This window comes from Streptomyces viridifaciens (assembly GCF_001888885.2).
Classification (GTDB): domain Bacteria; phylum Actinomycetota; class Actinomycetes; order Streptomycetales; family Streptomycetaceae; genus Kitasatospora; species Kitasatospora aureofaciens.
Window position 1 is genome coordinate 2,680,155 of record NZ_CP090841.1, and the last position, 18,155, is coordinate 2,698,309.

The 18,155-nt window shown below is 73.8% G+C and carries 15 protein-coding genes; 4 read left to right on the plus strand and 11 right to left on the minus strand.

Annotated elements, in window-relative coordinates:
- Positions 1-130: 130 nt before the first annotated feature.
- Together BOQ63_RS18955 and BOQ63_RS18960 are read right to left on the minus strand one after the other, a co-directional pair.
- Entirely contained in the window at positions 131-1,048 is a 918-nt protein-coding gene (locus BOQ63_RS18955; RefSeq protein WP_197697973.1) for a carbohydrate kinase family protein, read from the minus strand.
- 227 nt (positions 1,049-1,275) lie between these two features.
- Complete coding sequence (locus tag BOQ63_RS18960; protein ID WP_030282105.1) at positions 1,276-2,982, minus strand: DUF885 domain-containing protein; 1,707 nt, start codon at positions 2,980-2,982, stop codon at positions 1,276-1,278.
- 187 nt (positions 2,983-3,169) lie between these two features.
- Between BOQ63_RS18960 and BOQ63_RS18965 the strand changes: the two genes are divergently transcribed.
- Positions 3,170-3,928 (plus strand): TetR/AcrR family transcriptional regulator, encoded by a 759-nt coding sequence (locus BOQ63_RS18965; RefSeq protein WP_051746753.1) that lies wholly within the window; start codon positions 3,170-3,172, stop codon positions 3,926-3,928.
- A 77-nt stretch (positions 3,929-4,005) separates the two neighbouring features.
- On the opposite strand, the gene BOQ63_RS18970 is transcribed toward BOQ63_RS18965, so the two are convergent.
- Positions 4,006-4,857 carry a fumarylacetoacetate hydrolase family protein gene (locus BOQ63_RS18970; protein WP_030282109.1) on the minus strand — a complete coding sequence of 284 codons (852 nt, stop codon included), beginning with the start codon at positions 4,855-4,857 and terminating at the stop codon, positions 4,006-4,008.
- Positions 4,858-5,129: 272 nt separating this feature from the next.
- Between BOQ63_RS18970 and BOQ63_RS18975 the strand changes: the two genes are divergently transcribed.
- Positions 5,130-5,870 carry an MBL fold metallo-hydrolase gene (locus BOQ63_RS18975; RefSeq protein ID WP_030551349.1) on the plus strand — a complete coding sequence of 247 codons (741 nt, stop codon included), beginning with the start codon at positions 5,130-5,132 and terminating at the stop codon, positions 5,868-5,870.
- Here the strand turns inward: BOQ63_RS18975 and BOQ63_RS18980 are convergent.
- The 7 genes from BOQ63_RS18980 to BOQ63_RS19010 all read right to left on the minus strand — a co-directional run bounded on the left by BOQ63_RS18980 (position 5,784) and on the right by BOQ63_RS19010 (position 12,656).
- On the minus strand, positions 5,784-7,049 hold the full coding sequence (locus BOQ63_RS18980; protein WP_051746754.1) for a serine/threonine-protein kinase: 1,266 nt from the start codon (positions 7,047-7,049) through the stop codon (positions 5,784-5,786). The genes BOQ63_RS18975 and BOQ63_RS18980 overlap by 87 nt on opposite strands.
- Positions 7,050-7,146: 97 nt before the next feature.
- The gene (locus tag BOQ63_RS18985; protein ID WP_030282115.1) at positions 7,147-8,136 is read right to left on the minus strand and encodes an ABC transporter substrate-binding protein; all 990 of its coding nucleotides are present in this window, start codon (positions 8,134-8,136) and stop codon (positions 7,147-7,149) included.
- 34 nt (positions 8,137-8,170) lie between these two features.
- Positions 8,171-8,923, minus strand: a complete 753-nt coding sequence (locus BOQ63_RS18990) for an amino acid ABC transporter ATP-binding protein (RefSeq protein WP_030282117.1) — start codon at positions 8,921-8,923, stop codon at positions 8,171-8,173.
- A gap of 44 nt (positions 8,924-8,967) precedes the next feature.
- A complete protein-coding gene (locus BOQ63_RS18995; protein WP_046386957.1) occupies positions 8,968-9,975 on the minus strand; it encodes an amino acid ABC transporter permease in 1,008 nt (335 codons plus the stop codon).
- A gap of 28 nt (positions 9,976-10,003) precedes the next feature.
- Positions 10,004-10,948 carry an ABC transporter substrate-binding protein gene (locus BOQ63_RS19000; protein ID WP_030551341.1) on the minus strand — a complete coding sequence of 315 codons (945 nt, stop codon included), beginning with the start codon at positions 10,946-10,948 and terminating at the stop codon, positions 10,004-10,006.
- 44 nt (positions 10,949-10,992) lie between these two features.
- Positions 10,993-11,511 carry a GNAT family N-acetyltransferase gene (locus BOQ63_RS19005; RefSeq protein ID WP_030551338.1) on the minus strand — a complete coding sequence of 173 codons (519 nt, stop codon included), beginning with the start codon at positions 11,509-11,511 and terminating at the stop codon, positions 10,993-10,995.
- Positions 11,508-12,656, minus strand: coding sequence for an LLM class flavin-dependent oxidoreductase (locus BOQ63_RS19010; RefSeq protein ID WP_030551337.1), 1,149 nt, complete (start codon positions 12,654-12,656; stop codon positions 11,508-11,510). Before BOQ63_RS19010 ends, BOQ63_RS19005 begins: the two co-directional genes overlap by 4 nt.
- 631 nt (positions 12,657-13,287) lie before the next feature.
- Here BOQ63_RS19010 and BOQ63_RS19015 point away from each other — a divergent pair.
- Both BOQ63_RS19015 and BOQ63_RS19020 read left to right on the plus strand, forming a co-directional pair.
- Positions 13,288-14,241 (plus strand): amino acid ABC transporter permease, encoded by a 954-nt coding sequence (locus BOQ63_RS19015; protein WP_030551335.1) that lies wholly within the window; start codon positions 13,288-13,290, stop codon positions 14,239-14,241.
- On the plus strand, positions 14,238-16,163 hold the full coding sequence (locus BOQ63_RS19020) for an FAD/NAD(P)-binding protein (protein WP_072654667.1): 1,926 nt from the start codon (positions 14,238-14,240) through the stop codon (positions 16,161-16,163). Before BOQ63_RS19015 ends, BOQ63_RS19020 begins: the two co-directional genes overlap by 4 nt.
- Positions 16,164-16,180: 17 nt before the next feature.
- On the opposite strand, the gene BOQ63_RS19025 is transcribed toward BOQ63_RS19020, so the two are convergent.
- Positions 16,181-18,037 carry a serine/threonine-protein kinase gene (locus BOQ63_RS19025; RefSeq protein WP_150475988.1) on the minus strand — a complete coding sequence of 619 codons (1,857 nt, stop codon included), beginning with the start codon at positions 18,035-18,037 and terminating at the stop codon, positions 16,181-16,183.
- Between the last annotated feature and the right edge of the window lie 118 nt (positions 18,038-18,155).

Genomic DNA, 18,155 nt, shown 5'->3' on the forward strand with positions numbered 1-18,155 from the left:
CGTTAGGTCAATGACTATGACGCCTCAGCCTGGAAACGTCGTTACCGCAGGCTTGGAGCTCGATGAGAAAAGGTCACCGGGTCAGACGTACCGAGAGGCGGGTCCGACAGTTCCCGCCGGGCGCGAATCGTCAGAGATGCCCCAGGAGCCTATCCAGAACGGACGCCTCGACGAAGGAGGTGTGCGTCCCGGCGGCGGTGCAGGCGAACGCCCCGGCGGCCGAACCGGCCCGGGCGCAGTCCAGCGGCGGGTGGCCGCGGAACCAGGCGTACAGGAATCCGGTGACGAAGGCGTCCCCGGCGCCGTTGCTGTCCACAACCGGGCGGCCCGGGTCGACGGCGGGCAGGTGGCGCAGCACACCGTCCTCGCGGGTGAGCAGGTGGCAGCCCTCGGCGCCCGCGGTGGCGACCACCACGGCGGCCCGGCCCTCGGCGAGGATCGCGCGCATCACCTGCTCGTGCCGGCCGCGGCAGCCGGCCACCGAGAGGAACACCAGGTCGGAGCCGAGCGCGTAGTCGCGGTGGTGGGGGTTCTCGCCGTCCCAGTCGTGCAGGTCGGTGGAGGTGGTGCGGCCGAGCCGGTGGAGGTCGGCGTACATGTCCCGGTTGACGCCGGTGATGGACAGGTGGACGTGCCGGCTGCGCTCGACGTACGGGAGGTGGAACTCGCGCGGCAGCCGCAGGTCGGCGGGGTGGCGGCCGTCGAAGAAGGAGAACCGGCGGCCGGCCGCGTCCACCAGGTTGACCCCGCGGGGGGTCCCGTACGGACTGGTCACGTGTGCGAAGTGCAGGCCGTCACGACGGTGGGCGGCGCGGACGAGGTCCCCCTGCGGGTCGTTGCCGAGGAAGTCCAGGAGGGCGGTGCGCAGACCGAGGCGGTGGGCGCCGAGGGCGACGCCGTAGCCGGTGTGGCCGACGTAGTCGCGCACCGGCTCGACGAACCCGGAGTCGCCGGGCGGGATCTCCAGCCGCTCGACCCGGACGACGGTGTCCACGCCCACACCGCCCACCACGAGCAGGTCGAACTCCACTGACTCGGACTGCCGCACGACGGCGCCTCCTTGATCGCTGGACGGTGGCCAGGAGTCAAGCAGGGGCCGGAGGTTGACTGCAAGAGCTTGCTGCAAACTTTCAGTCGCTCGCCGTCGGTCAGGCCGGGGCCGCCCCCTTCCCGCCTCCGCGCGGGCCGCGCCGAACAGCCCCTAGCGGACAAGAGGACCAGGACTCCGGGACTCACCACCGAGTCGCGGAGCCCTGGTCCCGCACCGACCGCCGGTCAGAGCGCCGACAACTCCGCGACCAGGTCGTCCAGCCCCAGCGAACCCTGCGAGAGCGCCGCCATGTGCCAGGCCTTGGCGTCGAACTCCTCGCCGCGCGCCTCGTGCGCCGCCCGCGCCGCCGCCCGGCCGCGCAGCCAGGCGCGCTCGCCCAGCTTGTAGCCGATCGCCTGGCCGGGCATGCCCAGGTAGCGGACCAGCTCGCTGTCCAGGAAGTCGGCGGACAGACCGCAGTAGCGGCCGAAGAAGTCCCGCGCGTGCTCCGGGGTCACCGGCTCGCCCGGCCGGTACGGGGAGTCCGCCGGGAAGTCCAGGCCGACGTGCATGCCGATGTCGACGATGACCCGCAGCGCCCGCATCATCTGGGCGTTGAGGAAGCCCAGGCGGTGGCCGGGGTCGGTGAGGTAGCCGAGCTCGTCCATCAGGCGCTCGGCGTACAGCGCCCACCCCTCCATGTTGGCGCTCACCCCGCCCAGGCTGACCTGGTAGGTGGACAGCTCGTCGGCGACGTACACCCACTGCGCGAGCTGGAGGTGGTGGCCCGGGACGCCCTCGTGGTACCAGGTCGAGACCAGGTCCCAGACCGGGAAGCGCTCCTCGCCGAGCACCGGCAGCCAGGTCCGGCCCGGGCGACTGAAGTCCAGCGAGGGCTGGGTGTAGTACGGCGCGGCGGCGCTGCCGGGCGGGGCGAGCCGCGACTCGACCCGGGTGACCGGCTCGGCCAGGTCGAAGTGGGTGCCCTGGAGGTCCCGGACGGCCTGGTCCATCAGGCCCTGGAGGTACTCCCGGGCCGCCTCGGCGCCCTCGATCGCCGGGCCGTCCGACTCCAGCCACTTCATCGCCGCCATCGGACCGACGCCCGGGCGGACCTTCTCGGCCTCGGCCTCCATCTGCGCGTACAGGTCGTGGAACTCGCTCCAGGCCCACGCGTACGCCTCGTCAAGGTCCAGGTCGGCACCCGTCCAGTAGCGCACCCAGCGGCCGTAGCGCTCCCGCCCGACGGTGTCGGGGGTGCCGGCCGCGGCCGGGCCGTACACGTCGCGCATCCAGTCGCGCAGCGCGGCCAGCGCCTCGGCGGCGGCCACCGCGTGCCCGGACAGCTCGGCGCGCACGCCCTCCGGGGCGCCCTGGACGAACTCGCCGAACCATCCGCCGGGGGTGTCCCCCGCCAGCCACTCGCCGAACTGGCCGACCACCGTCTCCACCTGGCGCGGGCCGGACAGCAGACCGCGCTCGACGCCCTCGGCCAGGGTCTGCCGGTACTGCTCCAGCGCCAGCGGGAACCGGGCCAGCCGACGGCCGATCAGCTGCCAGTCCTCCTCGGTGGCGGTGGCCATCAGGGTGAAGGCCTCGCGGGTGTTGTGCACCGGGGACCCCAGGTTGCGCACCGCGCGGTAGTCCTCTCCCGCGTCGTGGACGGCGAGTTCGGCGGTCAGCCGCTCGCGCAGCAGCCGGGCGCAGCGGCGCTCGGCCTCGTCCCCGGCGGCGCCGGCCCGTTCGGCCTCGTCCAGCCGGGCCAGGGTGCGGCGGGCGAGGTCGGCGATCGCCTCGGACCCGGCCGGGGACAGGTCGGGCAGCCGGTCGTCCTCCGGGTTGAGGCCGAGGTAGACCGCGGTCAGCGGGTCGAGGTCGGCCAGGGCCTGGACGTAGCCGTCGGCGATGCGGCGGGGGGTGTCGCTGCCGGAGTTGATCAGTTCTTCAGCCATCCGGACATCATCGCGTTGCCCGGGGCGATTGCAAGCCCCCGGCGCCGACCGTTGACCTGCCGCGGTCCGCGGTCTGACGGCCGGTGAGCGGTGCGGTCGCGGCTACGCGGCGGCACAAACGCCCGTTCGGAAGGATCCGCCGCCCGACAGGTCCCGATCGGCCCGACGCCCATTACGCTGAGGCTCCATGGAAGCCCGCCCCACCACGGCAACCGACCCGACCACGGCGACCGACCCGGCCCCCGCACAGCGCCCGCGCCGTTCCGGCTACCGGCGGCTGCCCGTCGAACAGCGGCGCGAGCAGCTGATCGCGGTCGCCCTGGAGCTGTTCGCCTCCCGGCCGCCCGAGGAGGTCGGCCTGGACGACGTCGCCGAGGCCGCCGGCGCCTCCCGCCCCCTGGTCTACCGTTACTTCGCCGGCGGCAAGCAGCAGTTGTACGAGGCCGCGCTGCGCACCGCGGCCGACGAGCTGACCAGCCGGTTCGCCGTACCGCTGACCGGGACGCCGTCAGAACAGCTGGCGGCCGTGCTGGACGGCTACTTCGCCTTCGTGGCCGAGCACGACACGGGCTACTCGGCGCTGCTGCGCGGCGGTTCGGTGGTGGAGACGGCCCGGACCTCGGCGATCGTGGACGACGTCCGGCGGGCCGCGCTCAGGCGGACCCTGCGGCACCTGGGAGTGCGGGAGGCCGGGCCGCGGCTGACGCTGCTGGTGCGCTCGTGGATCGCGGTGGTCGAGGGAGCCTCGCTCAGCTGGCTGGACGAGGGGCGCACGCTGCCGGTGGACGGGCTGCGCGACTGGCTGGTGGACCAGTTCACGGCGATGGCGGCCGCGACGGCGCTGCACGATCCGCAGACGGCGGAGGTGCTGGCGGCACTGCTCGCGCTGGAGGGGCCGCGCGCGGACCGGGCCGAGCGGCTGCGGGCGGTGCTGGAGGCGCGCTGACGGCTTCCCCGCGTGCTGACGGCCTTCCCGACCCCCGTGCCAAGGGTCGGGGCGGCCCGGCGGCCGGGGCCCGCGCCCTACGCCTTGCCGAGCACCTGGCGCTGGCGGCCGAGCCCGTCGATCTCGATCTCGACGACGTCGCCCGGGGCGAGGAACGGCGTGCCGGGGCGGCCCAGGGTGACCCCCGCCGGGGTGCCGGTGATGATCACGTCACCGGGCTCCAGCACCATGAACTGGCTGGCGTAGCGGACGAGTTCGAGCACCGGGAAGATCATCTCCGCGGTGTTCCCGTTCTGCCGCTGCTCGCCGTTGACCCAGAGCCGCAGCGCCAGCGCCTGCGGGTCGGCCACCTCGTCGGCGGTGACCAGCCAGGGCCCGAGCGGGGTGAAGGTCTCCGCCGACTTGCCCTTGTCCCACTGGCCGCCCCGCTCGAACTGGAAGGCCCGCTCGGTGACGTCGTTGGCGATCGTGTAGCCGGCGATCACCCCGGCCGCCTCGGCGTGCGAGTCCAGGTAGCGGGCGGTGCGGCCGATCACGACCGCCAGCTCGGCCTCGTAGTCGGTCTTCTCGCCGCCGCGCGGCACCAGCACCTCGTCGTACGGGCCGACCACCGTGGAGCTCGGCTTGAGGAAGATCACCGGCTCGGCCGGGATCGCGGCCCCGGCCTCGGCCGCGTGGTCGCGGTAGTTGAGCCCGATGCCGACCACCTTGCCAGGCCGGGCCACCGGCGCAGCCACCCGCCGGCCGTCCAGGTCCACCACCGGCAGCACCCCGGCGGCCACCTCGCGCGCCAGCGCGGCGGTGTCCAGCCCGGCCAGGAAGGCCCCGTCGAGGTCGCGGGCCCGCCCGGAGAGGTCGTACGCGGTGCCGTCCTCGCCCAGCACGACCGGGCGCTCGGCGCCCGGGGGTCCGACGCGGAGGAGCTTCATCGATCCGTCACCAGCCTTTCGTCGCAGCTCACCGGGGCGGCGCGGACACCGCTCCCGAGTCTGGCAACGAGGTATATCAACGGCCCGGGCCGGTGGACCAGACCGTCCCGATGGGCGGATTTCCATCAAATCGCACAGCGGCGCGGGGCCCCGAATCGGTGGCCCGTACGGTTGACACGCACGCCGGCGAGACCGGTCTGCCAGGAGCGAAGTCCGCACGCCCAGGGCGAACGCCCGTGTGGCGGGGCGCCGCAGGGCACAGGATCGGGGGCATGGAGATCACCCGGGTACGCGACGAATTGCACATGATCACTCTGGAGTTCGGCACCGCCTACCTCTGGCGGGACGACCACGGACCGACCCTGGTCGACACCGGTGTCGCCGGATCGGCGGACGGAATCGAGGAGGCCGTCCGCACCATCGGGCTGGAGCCGGCCGCCGTGCGCCGGATCGTGCTCACCCACCACCACGAGGACCACACCGGCTCCGCCGCCGAGCTGGCCCGCCGCTGGGGCGCGGAGGTGGTCGCGCACCGGCTGGAGGCGCCGGTGATCCGGCGCGAGCAGCCGGCCGCGCCGCCCGTGCTCAGCCCCTTCGAGCAGCAGCTGTGGGACGCGCTGCCGCCGATCCCGCCCGCCGAGCCCTGCCCGGTGCACCGCGAGGTCGAGGACGGGGACGTGCTGGACATCGGCGGCGGCGCGGTGGTGGTGCACGTCCCCGGCCACACCGACGGCAGCATCGCGCTCCACCTGCCCGGGCCCGGGGTGCTGTTCACCGGGGACATCGCGTCCAACGTCCAGGGGCGGACCCGGCCCGGGGTGTTCCACACCGACCCGGCCCGGGCCCTCGCCTCCTTCCACCGGCTGGCCGCGCTGCCGGTGGAGACGGCCGTCTTCGGGCACGGCGACCCGATCGCCGCAGGCGCCTCAGCCGCCCTGCGCGCCGCCGCCGCTGCCGCCCCGGCCGCCACCGCCGCCCCCGGGGCCGCCACCGAGCAGCGGCCGGGAACCTGAGGCGTGTCCGACGATTCCCGCCGGGCCCGGGCCGAGCCGGTCGGCCTCCCGCCGCCAGTGCGCGAGGTCGCGCCGCAGGTCGGCCCAGGCCTCCCCGGCCGTGCCGGGCTCATCGGCCAACTCCTCCAGCAGCGCCACGGCGGCGCCCCGGCTGCCGTCCCGGGCCAGCCAGAGGGCCAGGTCGTGGCGGGTGCGCAGGGTGCGCGGGTCGGCCGGCCCGCAGATCCGGGCGAAGTCCGGGACCAGCTGCTCCAGGATCTCCACGGCCTGCCCGGCCCGGCCCTCGACGCCGTGCTGCCAGGCCAGGTCGGCCCGGCGGCGCAGCTGCTCCGGGCTGGGGTCGTCCGGCCGCAGCATCCCCGGACGGATCCGGCGCAGCCGCTCCAGCACCTCGGCGGCGTCGGCCGGCCGGTCCTCGGGCCGCTTGGCGAGCAGCTGGGCGACCAGCTCGGCCAGCTCCGGGTCCTTGCCGCGCAGCCGGGGCGGGATCTCCTCCATGTGCTTGTGCAGGTACTCGTACGGCGAGTCGGCGCGGAACGGCCGTCGGCCGGTGCTGACCTCGTACAGCATCACGCCGAAGGCGTAGAGGTCGGCCCGGCCGTCCACGGTGCCGCCGGACCAGCACTCGGGCGCCAGGTACGGGACGGTGCCGACCACACTGCCGGTCGAGGTGAGCCCGGTGGACTGGGTGAGCAGCCGGGCGATGCCGAAGTCCAGCACCTTGGCGCGGTCCCCGTCGTCCGCGATCATCACGTTCTCGGGCTTGATGTCCCGGTGCACGACCCCGCTGCGGTGCGCGGCGTCCAGTGCCTCGCAGACCTGCGCCATCCAGGCCAGCGCCCGCCCGTGGTCCGGCAGGCCGTCCTTGAGGACCGCGGACAGCGGCCGGCCGCGGACCAGCTCCATCACCAGGTAGTGGATGTCCCCGGTGGCGTCGGCGACCCGGCCGTAGTCGTGCACCGTGACGATGTGCGGATTGGACAGGTTGCCGGCCAGCTTGGCCTCGCGGACGAACCGCCCGACCGCCTCCCGGTCGGCGGCGTGCTCGGCCAGCAGCAGCTTCACCGCGACCGGCCGGTCCAGCACGGTGTCGATCGCCCGCCAGACCACGCCGAAGCCGCCCCTGCCCAGCCACTCGTCCAGCCGGAAGCGGCCGCCGAGCACCTCACCCTTGTGCATGCCCTCCCCCAACTCGACCGCGCCCGAGCGGCGTTCGCCGCCGGAGGATCGGAGGGGCCACCATAGCGGCGGGCGGGGACGAACGGGTGAACGAAGCCTACGGCTTCGGCTTGGGCAGGCCGACGGGGTTGATCTCGGAGGTCTGCACCGCCTCGGTCTCCAGGCCCCAGCGCTTCAGCACCTGCCCGTAGGTCCCGTTCCTGATCACCTCGTTGAGCGCCTCGTTGAGCGCCTTGACCAGCCCGTTGTCCTTGTGGGTGGTCGCCGCGATCTTGCCGAGGACGTCCGCGCCGCCGCCCGAGTAGGTGCCGACCACCTCGGTCTCGCCGGTCTGCACGGCGTGGAAGGCCAGGCTGGGATTGGGACCGGTGTAGACGTCGATCCGGCCGGAGGACAGCGCCAGGTAGTACTCGGTGCCGGAGAAGTACTTGATGTCGATCGGCTTGAGGCCGTTGCGGACGTCCTCCTCGCTCCAGGCGATCAGCAGCTTCTCCTGGTTGGTGCCGGTGGCCACGCCGACCGACCGGCCGGCCAGGTCCTTGGGGCCGGTGACCTTGATCCCGCTGCCCTTCTTCGCCTCGAAGCCGAGGACGTCCAGCCGGTAGGTGGCGAAGTCGTACTTCTCCTTGCGCTCCTCGGTCACGGTGATGTTGGACAGGCCGGCGTCGTACTTGCCGCTGTCCAGGCCGACGAAGATGTTCTCCCAGGAGACCGGGTTGAACTCGACCTTGAGGCCGAGCACGTTGCCGATCAGCGAAGCGATGTCCGGCTCCACGCCGATGATGGTCTTGTCGTCGTCGGCGTAGAAGTCCAGCGGCGGGGTGGTGCCGATGGAGTCGACGACCTTCAGGGTGCCTCTCTTCCTGATCTCCTCCGGCACCAGCGCGGCGATCGCGTCGACCTTGGGCGTGGTCACCCGGTTCTGCTGGGGCGACAGGTTCACCACGGTGCCGTTCGGCGCGGTGCTGCCCTTGGCCGGGGCGAGGTACGCCGAGGCGCCCGTGGCCCCGCTGCCGCAGCCGGCCAGGACGAGGGCGGCGGCGAGCGCGCCGACGGCGGTCACGAGGGCGCGACGGGGTAGGGACATTGCGGAACTCCGGTTCGGTGTAGGGGTGCTGGGACTAGAGGACCTTGGCCAGGAAGGCCCGGGTGCGCTCGTGCTGGGGGCGGTCCAGGACCTCTGCGGGCGGGCCCTGCTCGACGACCACGCCGCCGTCCATGAAGACCACGGTGTCGGCGACCTCGCGGGCGAAGCCGATTTCGTGGGTCACCACGATCATCGTGGTGCCGGTGCGGGCGAGGTCCTTGATGACGTCCAGCACCTCCCCGACCAGTTCGGGGTCGAGCGCCGAGGTCGGCTCGTCGAAGAGCAGCACCTTGGGCTCCAGGGCCAGCGCCCGGGCGATCGCCACCCGCTGCTGCTGCCCGCCGGACAGCTGCCGGGGGTAGGCGGCGGCCTTGTCGGCCAGCCCGACCCGCTCCAGCAGTGCCAGCGCCGTCGCCCTGGTCTCGGCCCGGGGGCGGCCGAGGGCGGCGATCGGCGCCTCGACCAGGTTCTCCAGCACGGTCAGGTGCGGGAAGAGGTTGAAGTTCTGGAACACGAAGCCGATGCCGGTGCGCTGGCGCAGCACCTCGCGCTCCTTGAGTTCGTACAGCCGGTCGCCGGAGCGCCGGTAGCCGATCAGCTCGCCGTCGATGGCGACGTAGCCGCGGTCGAGCTTCTCCAGGTGGTTGATCGCCCGCAGCAGGGTGGACTTGCCGGAGCCGGACGGGCCGAGCACCACGGTGACCGAGCCGGACGGCACGTCCAGGTCGACCCCGCGCAGCACGTCCAGTGGGCCGAAGCTCTTGTGCAGGCCGCGGACCTGCACCATCGGGGCGGTCCGCGGCTCGGTGGCCTGCGGTTCGGTGAGCGTCGTCACGGGGTTCCTCCGGAGGTACGGGCAGGCAGGCTCCGCAGGAACGCCCGGAGGCGCTGCAGCGGAGTGGGCGGCGGGGTGCGCCGGGCGCCGCGGGAGAAGTAGCGCTCGACGTAGTACTGGCCGATCGACAGCACGGTGGTCAGCACCACGTACCAGACCGTGGCGACCATCAGCAGCGGCACCACCCGGCCGGTCCTGCCGTAGATCACCTGTGCCTGGTAGAAGAGCTCGCCGATGGCCATCACGTAGACCACCGAGGTGCCCTTGAGCAGCGAGATCACCTCGTTGGCGGCGGCCGGCAGGATGCTCCGCATCGCCTGCGGCAGCACGATCCGCCAGGCCTGCCGCCCGCGCGGGATGCCCAGCGCGGCGGCGGCCTCGCGCTGGCCGGCGTCCACCGCGATGACGCCGCCGCGGATGATCTCGGCGGCGAACGCGGCCTGGTGCAGCCCGAGGCCGAGCACCGCCGCGCCGAGCGCGCCGAGCACCCCGACCGTCTCGAAGTCGCCGAAGGTCGGGCCGAACGGGATGCCGAAGCCGAACCGCTTGTAGAGGTAGGAGAGGTTGAACCAGAACACCAGCTGGACGATCAGCGGGATCGAGCGGAACACCCAGACGTACGCCCAGGCGAGGGTCCGCAGGATCGCGCTGCGGGACAGCCGCATCGCGGCCACCACGGCGCCGAGCGCGAAGCCCAGCACCGTGCCGTAGGCGGTGAGTTCGAGGGTGCGGCCGATCGCCTGGAGGATGGTGTCGGCGGTGAAGTAGAGCCGGAAGGTGGCCCAGTCCCAGGCCGGGTTGGTGGCCAGGCCGTGGAGGAACTGGACCAGGACGACGAGGGCGGCGGCGCCGGCCGCCCAGCGCCACGGGTGCCGGGCGCGGACGGTCCGCAGGCCGTCCAGCTCTCCGGGGTCGAGGCCGGTGCCGGGACCGCTGGCCGCGCCGGGGCCGGGGTCGCCGGCCGGTCTCGCCGGGGCCGGCGGTGCTTGCGTACTGACGGTCATCGGAGGACTCCTTCGACAGGCCCGGCGCTCACGGGTGCTCGGGCGGACTGATCTGCGACTCCTTGATCGCCGAGTCGGTGAGCCCCCACTTCCGGAGGATCCGCTCGTACGTCCCGTCCTTGATCAGCTGGTTGACCGCCGCCTGGAAGGCCGGGGTGAGCGGGGAGCCCTTCTTGAAGGCGAAGCCGACGTCCAGCCGGTGGAACTCGTTGAGGAAGCGCACCCCGGCGGCCTCCTGCGAGGCCTGGTGGCGCAGGCCGTTGATGGTGGACATCTCGACGTCCACCCGGCCCTGCTGGAGACCGGTCAGCAGCGCGCCGCCCTCGCTGAACGCCTTGACCTCGTACGGCTTCTTCCCCGCGTCGGTGCAGACGGCCCTCTTGCTGTTGAGGGTGGTCTCGAAGGTGGTGCCGGCGCCGGTGCCGATGGTCAGCCCGCAGAGCTGGGCCAGGTCGGTGACCGGCTGGACGGCCGTGTTGTCCTTCCTCACCGCGAAGCCCTGGCCGTCGTCGATGTAGGTGACGAAGTCGACGGTTTTCAGGCGGGCGGTGGTGACCCCGAAGTTGCCGGTGCCGACGTCGTACTTGCCGCTGCCCAGGGCGGGCAGGATGGTCTCGAAGGCGGCGTCCTCGCGCTGCACGGTCAGGCCGAGCAGCTTGGCGACGGCATCGGTGAAGTCGATGTCCACCCCGACCGCCTTCTTGCTCGCCTGGTCGGCGTAGAAGGCGCTGGGCGGGGCGCCGACGGACGAACCGAACTTCAGCACACCGGACTTGCGGACCTCCTCGGGCAGCAGCGCGGCCGCCGCCTCCGACCGGCCCAGGCCGGAGACGACGTCCTCGGTGGCGGTGGCGGCGGGCCCGCTCGCCCCGGCCGCGCCCGCGATCTTCGGGTCCGAGCCGCACGCGGCCAGCGCCAGGACCGGCAGCAGGGCGGTGGCCGCGAGGAGGCGGCGGGCGGTGGTGGTTCTCACGGGGGGCCTTTCAGTGGAGGAGCGGTCGGCGGGAGGGGGACCGGTCAGTGGAGGGGAACCGGTCGGTGGAGGGGGACCAGCGCCGGCAGGGGCTTCTCGAAGGGGAGCGGGCCGATGGTCAGCGGATCGGCGGTGACGTCGAACAGCGGGGTGTAGCCGGCGGACAGGTAGAGGCCCTTGGCCTCGGGCTGGCGCGGGCCGGTGGTGAGGAAGATCCGGTGGTAGCCGGCGGCCGCGGCGGTGCGCTCCAACTCGGCCAGCACCCGACGGGCCAGGCCTCGGCGGCGGTGCGCGGAGTGCGTCCACATCCGCTTCACCTCGGCGGTGTGCGCGTCGTGGCGCATGTACGCGCCGCCGGCCACCGGTTCGCCGTCCTCCAGCAGGAGCAGCAGCACGCCGTGCGGCTCGGCGAAGGCCTCGGCCGGGTAGCGGGCCATCTCCTGGTGGGCGCCGGGGCCGTAGCGGCTGACGTACTCGTGGGTGAGCTCGCGCAGCAGCGGTTCGACCAGCGGGTCGGCCAGGGTGACCCGGCGGAACCCTCCGGCCGGGCTCCCAGTGCTCACGCCTGGACCGCGATCAGCTGGTGCCGGTCCCGCTCGGCCTGCTCGGCGGCCTTGGCGGCGTCCCGCTTGGCGACCTCCTCGCGGACGATCGGAATGACGTACCGGCCGAAGTCGATCGCGTCGCCCAGCAGGTCGTAGCCGCGCGCGGAGAGGATGTCCACGCCGAGGTCGTAGTAGTCCAGCAGCGCCTGGGCGACCGTCTCCGGGGTGCCGACCAGCGCGTTGGAGTTGCCCGCCCCGCCGGTCGCCGCGGCGGTCGGGGTCCACAGCGCGCGGTCGTAGCGCTCGCCGGCCTCGGCGATCTCGATCAGCCGCTGGGAGCCGGTGTTCTCAGGGGTGGACGTCACCGGGCGGCGCCGGGGTGCGAGCGCCCCGCTCTCCCGGCGGGACCGGATGGTGGCCACCGTGCGGTGCGCCTTCTCCCAGGCCAGCTCCTCGGTCGGCGCGATGATCGGCCGGAACGCCACCTGGATGCGCGGCAGGTCGGTCCGTCCGGCGGCCCGCGCCGCCTCCTTCACCCGCTCGATCTGCTCGGCGGTGCGGGCCAGCGGCTCGCCCCACAGGCAGTAGATGTCGGCCTCGGCGCCGCCGGCCGCGTAGGCGGCGTCCGAGGAGCCGCCGAAGGAGACCGCCGGGCGCGGCTGCTGGACGGGGAAGACGTCGGAGACGAAGTCGTTGAAGCGGTAGTGCGGGCCCTCGTGGTCGAAGGGCTCCCGGCTGGTCCAGGCCTTCTTCACGATGCCGATGTACTCGCGGGTGCGCTCGTAGCGCTGGTCCTTGGTGAGGAAGTCGCCCTCGCGCTGCTGCTCGTGGTCGGTTCCGCCGGTGATGAAGTGGACGGTCAGCCGGCCGTCGCTGATCCGGTCGAGGGTGGCGAAGGTCTTGGCGGCGAAGGTCGGGTAGGAGACGTTCGGCCGGTGCGCGAGCAGGACCTGCAGCCTGTCGAGGTGCGAGGCGAGGAAGGCGGCCGCGGCGGCGGGTTCCGGGGAGCCGGAGCCGTACGCGAAGAGCACCCGGTCCCAGCCGTGGTCCTCGTGCGCCCGGGCCAGCCGCAGGGTGTAGTCGCGGTCGAAGGCGGCGGTGGTGCGCGGGTGGGTCTCCGAACCGTCGGCGGTGGCGGCGATGCCGAGGAATTCGACGGGCATGGCGGAACCTTTCGGGGTGGGCTGGGTCCGGCGGGCTGCGGGCGGGCACGCCGGAGACGGCCGCGGCGGCGGGTGGCCGTCGGGCACGGGGCGGTACGGGACGCGGGCGGTACGGGCACGAGGGAGGCGAGTGCCGGAGGGCAGTGCGAAGTCGGCTTCGACAGCGGGGCACTGACGCATCGCCGGGGGCGATGCCGGGCCGTGGCGGGGCACACCGAGGGAAGGCTTCCCGCTGGGAGATCAGGCCGGACGGGCGGCCCGCTGCCGGGTCAGCCGCGACACGCCGCGGACCACACCCGACCGAAGTCGATGTGGTCGCGGGTGACCAGGGGCTGCTCGGCGTACATGGCTCCAAGTTGAGCAGTCGGCCGAGCAGTACGTCAACCGTGCATCATTACCGCACTGTTGCGATCTCCTGTCGCTTTTCCGACGCGCCGCGACCGGCCCCGATCGGGCCCCGGGCGCACCCCGGCCGCCCTTGACAGCCGTCGATCGCGCATGCGTACGATCGACGCGGAGTGCAGTGCATCGCACCGGCCGCGTTGAGGGACGCGGGCCGGGCGCCCGAGGGCCCGTACGTGATCACCCCCGTACCTCTCCCCCGCCCGCACTCCGCCCAGGAGCCGCCGCCATGGCCACCCCGCAGGACGTCCTGCCCGCCCCCGCCCCCAGCAAGGCCCCGCCGCCGGCCCCGGCCCCCGAGGCCCGGATCGTCGCCCGCCGCAGGCCCGGCCAGTGGATCGCCGCCGCCGTCGCCCTGCTGCTGGCCGCGATGGCGGTCAGCTCGGTGATCCGCAACAGGGCCTTCCAGTGGGGCGTGGTCGCCGACTGGTTCACCGCCCGGTCCGTCCTCGACGGCCTGGCCCTGACCCTGTGGCTGACCGCCGCCACCCTCGCCCTCGGCTTCGTCCTCGGCACCGTCCTCGCCACCATGCGGCTGTCCACCAACCCCGTTCTGCGCACGATCAGTTGGGTCTACATCTGGATCTTCCGCTCCACCCCGCCGCTGGTGCAGCTGCTGTTCTTCTTCAACATCGGCGCGCTCTACCCGACCCTCGGCCTGGGCATCCCCTTCGGACCCGAGTTCCTCACGGTGAAGACCGTCAACCTGATCGGCCCCACCCTGACCGCCGTCATCGGGCTCACCCTGCTGGAGACCGCGTACGCCGCCGAGGTGATCCGCGGCGGCATCCTCTCCGTCGACCGCGGGCAGCTGGAGGCGGCCGCCGCGCTCGGACTCGGCCGGTGGCGGGTGCTGCGCCGGATCGTGGTACCGCAGGCGATGCGCGCGATCGTGCCGACCGCCGGGAACATGCTGATCGGCGCGCTCAAGGGCACCAGCATCGTCAGCGTGCTGGCCGTCTCCGACCTGCTCTACTCGGTGCAGCTGGTCTACCTGCAGTCCTACCAGGTCATCCCGATGCTGATGGTCGCCACCCTCTGGTACCTGGTGGTCACCACCGTGCTGTCCGTCGGCCAGTACTACGTCGAGCGCCACTTCGCCAGGGGCGCCACCCGGGACGGCCTGCCGCCCACCCCGCTGCAGCGCGCCCGGGCGGCCCTGATCAAGGTGGTGCGGGCATGACGACGCTCGTGATCGTCGGCGCCGGCCCGCGCGGCACCGGACTGCTGGAACGGATCGCCGCCAACGCCGCGGAACTGCTTCCCGCCGACCGGCCGTTGGAGATCCACCTGGTCGACCCCCACCCGCCCGGCGGGGGCCGGATCTGGCGCCACGACCAGTCCCCGCTGCTGCGGATGAACTCGATGGCCGAGGACGTCACCATGTTCACCGACGAGTTCGCCACCATCGCCGGACCGGTCCGCCCCGGCCCCTCGCTGGCCGAATGGGCCCGGCGGCAGCGGGAGTTCGCCCCCTACCAGGAGGTCGCAGACCCGGCCGTACGGGCCGAGCTGCGCGATCTGGCCCCCACCGACTTCCCCACCCGGCGCGCCCAGTCCGCCTACCTGGACTGGGTGTTCCGCCGCGCCGTCGCCGACCTGCCGGACCACGTCACGGTCACCGTCCACCGGGACACCGTGCGGCGGATCGACGGACCGGCCGACGGCCCGCAGACCGTCCACCTCGGCGACACCGCGCTCACCGCCGACCACGTCGCCCTCACCCTCGGCCACCTCGACTCCGCCCCGCACCCCCGGCACGCGGCCGACGCCGCCTTCGCCGCCCGGCACGGCCGCTTCCACCTCCCGCCCGCCTACTCCGCCGACGTCGAGGCAGAGTTGGCCCGGATCGCCCCCGGCGAGCAGGTGGTGCTGCGCGGCCTCGGCCTGGCCGCCGTCGACCTGATCGCCATGCTCACCGAGGGGCGCAGCGGCCGCTTCGAGCCCACCGGCGACGGGCCCGCCCTGCGCTACCGCCCATCCGGCCGCGAACCGGTGCTGCACCTCGGCTCCCGGCGCGGCGTCCCGTACCACTCCAAGACCGACTACCGCCTCCAGGGGCCGCCCGCCCCGCTCCCCCGCTACTTCGACGCGGCCGCCGTGGACGCCCTGCTCGCCACCGACGGGCCGCTCGAACTGCTGCGCGACATATGGCCGTTGATGGCCAAGGAGATCGGCTTCGGGCACTACCACGAGCTGTTCCACGCCCACCCCGAGCGCACCGCACTGCCCTGGCCCGAGTTCCTGGCCCGCTACGACCGGCACGGCTGGTACTCCCCCGAACTCGCCGCCCTGGTCACCGAGGCCGTCCCCGACCCGGCCAACCGGATCGACTTCGAGCGGCTGGACCACCCGCTGGCCGGGGTCGAACTCGGATCCGCCGAGGAACTCCAGGCCCACCTGCGCGAGTACGTCACCGCCGACGCCGACCGCCGCGCCGACCCGGCCCACAGCGCCGACCTGGGCGCCTTCCTCGCACTGCTCTCGCTGTTCGGCCAGCTCCCCCGGCTGGTCGCCGGCGGCCGGCTCACCGCCCGCTCGGTCGCCGAAGAGGTGGACGAGTGGTTCTTCGGCTACTTCAACTTCCTCGCCTCCGGCCCGCCCGGCTTCCGGCTGCGCCAACTGCTCGCGCTCTCCGAGGCCGGGGTGGTGCGCTTCCTCGGCGCGGGCGTACGGATCGAGCGGGACGAGACCAGCGGCACCTGGCGGGCCTCCGGCACCACCGTGCCCGGCCACTCCGTGACCGCCACGGCGCTGGTCGAGGCGTACCTGCCCAAGCACGCGCTGGCCCGCACCCTCGACCCGCTGCTGGGCGAACTGCACCGCGCCGGAAGGGTGGTGGAGGAGGTGGTGAGCGACCCGGAGCACACCCACCGCACCGGCCTGGTCACCATCGACCCCGCCGACAGCCGGCTGATCGACCCGGCCCTGGGCGGCGCCCCGCACCCGCGCCGCACCGCGCTCGGCCCGCACACCAGCCTGCGCTCGGCCGCCGCCTTCGCCCGCCCGCGCACCAACGCCCCCGCCTTCCGCCAGAACGACGCCGCCGCCCGGGCACTGCTCCGGGCCCTGGCGGCGCTCCCGGCGGCGGCACTGGTGGGGTGAGGCCCGCACCCTGGGCGTTACGGCCCGAAGATCTCCTCCACCAGGTCCTCGTCCGAGACGTGGTCCGGCGCCTCGAAGACCACGTCGGCGACCCCCTTCAGACCGAGCCCCCGCTCCAGCGCCTCGACGCAGGCCCCGGCCTCCTGGTCGGTGGCGAAGTCCCACACCCGCAGGCGCCGGACCAGCACCAGCACCTCCGTCCGGCTGATCCTGGGCGCCCAGCGGCGGTCGGCACCCTTGCGGCCCGCCCGGGCGAGCCGCTGCTGGTAGCCGACCAGGTCCTGCCAGGCCTGGACGGTGCTCGGGTGGTGCTCGCCGAGCGTCCGGGCGAGGTCGGGCAGCAGTCCGTGCAGCCGCATCACCGCGCCCTGGAGGTCGCCCCGGTTGGCCTGGTGGACGGCGAGGTCGTGCCGGGCCTTCAGGACCCGGCTGTCCTGCGGGCCCCAGACGGCGTGCAGGTCCGGCAGCAGCTCGTTCAGGAGCCGGATCGCGGTGACGGCCGAGCCGCTCTCGCCGACACACCACGCCAGGTGGTAGCGGGCCCCCAGGGTGTCCGGGTCGGCCGGGCCGAGCGCCGGGCGCATGTCGTCCACGAGGGTGGACAGCAGCCCGATCGCGCCGTCCAGGTTCCCGGCCCGGCTGAGGTACCAGGCGAGGTCCCGCCAGGTGCACAGGGTGTCCCGGTCGGTCGCGCCGAGCGCGGTGACGCACTCCTGGGCGGCCGCCTGGAGCAGGATCGCCGACTCGCCCGCCGTCGCCGCCCGGTAGGCGGCCGACCGGCGCTCGCGCAGCCCGGCCCGTACGGCGTCCTCGGGCGACGCGGCGGCCACCACGGGCGGGGTGGTCAGCGGGGACAGCACCGGCGGGAGCGTCGGCGCGGGCGGCGGGACGGCCGGACGCGCGGGAGGTGCGGGAGGTGCGGGAGGTGCGGGAGGTGCGGCAGGTACCGGCGGCGGCGCCACCGGCGCAGGTGGCACCGCCGGGCTCACCGGGCGCACCGGCCCCACCGGCACGACGGCCGGAGCAGCCGTGCCATCGCCCGACCGGCCGGCCAGCTCCGTGAGCCGCCGCTCGACCGTACGGGCGTCGGCCGGCCGCTCCTGCGGGTCCTTCGCCAGCAGCTCCGCGACCAGCCCGGCCACCTGCGGAGGCAGCCCGAACTGCGCCGGGTCCAGCGCGGGCGGCGGCTCGTTGAGGTGCTGGTACATCAGCACCGGCGTCGAGTCCCCGCCGAACGGCCGTGCCCCGGTGAAGAGTTCGACGAGCACGCAGCCCAGTGCGTAGAGGTCTGCCCGCCCGTCCACCCGGCCGCCGGTCCAGCGCTCCGGCGCCATGTACGCCGGGCTGCCGACGATCGTGCCGGTGGTGGTCAGCCCGCCCGCGCCGACGTCCAGCTGGGCGATGCCGAAGTCCAGCACCTTGAGGTGCCCGGCGTCGGTGATCATCACGTTGTCCGGCTTGATGTCCCGGTGCACCATGCCCGCGTCGTGCGCCGCCGCCAGGGCCGCGCAGATCTGCCGCCCCCAGCGCAGGCTGAGCGCGGGCTCTGGTGGTCCGTCCCGCAGCACCTCGGTCAGGGTGCGGCCGGTGAGCAGCTCCATCACCAGGAAGGTGACCTCCTGACCGGCGACCTCGCTCTGCCCGAGGTCGTGCACGGTGACGATGTGCGGGTGCGACAGGTTCCCGGCCGCGCAGGCCTCCCGGACGAAGCGCAGCGCCGCCTTCGCGTGGTCGCCGCCGTGGTGCCCGATCACCTTGACCGCCACCGGCCGGCGCATCCGGGTGTCCTGGGCCCGCCACACCACCCCGAACCCGCCCTGTCCGAGCTTGTCCTGCAGCTCGTACCGGCCGTCGAGGACGTCACCGACTCGCACGCGCCCCTCCCCCTCCCGTTGTGACGCCAGACTCTACCGACGGCCCTGCCCCCGCGACGGGCCAGGTGGAAGGATGGGCGGACGGCCCCGCAAAGGTGCGGCGGCCCGCACCACCAAC

Excerpts from the sequence above, each read along its gene's own strand:
- BOQ63_RS19010 (WP_030551337.1), bottom strand. The coding sequence starts at position 12,656 with ATGCCCGTCGAATTCCTCGGCATCGCCGCCACCGCCGACGGTTCGGAG.
- BOQ63_RS18985 (WP_030282115.1), bottom strand. The coding sequence starts at position 8,136 with ATGTCCCTACCCCGTCGCGCCCTCGTGACCGCCGTCGGCGCGCTCGCC.
- BOQ63_RS18990 (WP_030282117.1), bottom strand. The coding sequence starts at position 8,923 with ATGGTGCAGGTCCGCGGCCTGCACAAGAGCTTCGGCCCACTGGACGTG.
- BOQ63_RS18975 (WP_030551349.1), top strand. The coding sequence starts at position 5,130 with ATGGAGATCACCCGGGTACGCGACGAATTGCACATGATCACTCTGGAG.
- BOQ63_RS18960 (WP_030282105.1), bottom strand. The coding sequence starts at position 2,982 with ATGGCTGAAGAACTGATCAACTCCGGCAGCGACACCCCCCGCCGCATC.
- BOQ63_RS18995 (WP_046386957.1), bottom strand. The coding sequence starts at position 9,975 with ATGACCGTCAGTACGCAAGCACCGCCGGCCCCGGCGAGACCGGCCGGC.
- BOQ63_RS18970 (WP_030282109.1), bottom strand. The coding sequence starts at position 4,857 with ATGAAGCTCCTCCGCGTCGGACCCCCGGGCGCCGAGCGCCCGGTCGTG.
- BOQ63_RS19020 (WP_072654667.1), top strand. The coding sequence starts at position 14,238 with ATGACGACGCTCGTGATCGTCGGCGCCGGCCCGCGCGGCACCGGACTG.
- BOQ63_RS19015 (WP_030551335.1), top strand. The coding sequence starts at position 13,288 with ATGGCCACCCCGCAGGACGTCCTGCCCGCCCCCGCCCCCAGCAAGGCC.
- BOQ63_RS18980 (WP_051746754.1), bottom strand. The coding sequence starts at position 7,049 with ATGCACAAGGGTGAGGTGCTCGGCGGCCGCTTCCGGCTGGACGAGTGG.
- BOQ63_RS18965 (WP_051746753.1), top strand. The coding sequence starts at position 3,170 with ATGGAAGCCCGCCCCACCACGGCAACCGACCCGACCACGGCGACCGAC.